The organism is Larkinella sp. C7 (genome assembly GCF_006149005.1).
Lineage (GTDB): Bacteria > Bacteroidota > Bacteroidia > Cytophagales > Spirosomataceae > Larkinella.
The window spans coordinates 1-314 of the sequence record NZ_VBSL01000282.1 but is presented as its reverse complement, the minus strand read 5'-3'; the positions used below and the strand labels follow the sequence as shown (position 1 = coordinate 314).

1 pseudogene is annotated in these 314 nt (G+C 44.3%); it reads left to right on the top strand.

Going from position 1 to position 314, the window contains the following annotated elements:
• Positions 1-135: 135 nt before the first annotated feature.
• Positions 136-314 (top strand): annotated as a pseudogene (locus FH871_RS35425) (threonine synthase); the annotation flags it as partial.

Genomic DNA, 314 nt, shown 5'->3' with positions numbered 1-314 from the left:
GAAGCTGAATTTAGAGCTATTGATGCAGTTTGAGTATAGCGGATACTACAAACCGAAGAAAGTCCTGAAAGGTTGCCAGATATTCTGACAATTGTGTTATAATGTTCCAAAGACTATCAAGGAGAGGACAAGACCATGACCCTAATTTATCAATCAACCAGAGATGCACAGAATCAGGTAACCGCTAGCCAGGCTATTTTGCAAGGTCTAGCCAGCGATGGAGGCCTCTTTACTCCATTGACCCTGCCTGAGGTTGACCTTGATTTCGACCAGCTCAAGGATGCTTCCTATCAAGAGGTGGCAAAATTGGTGCT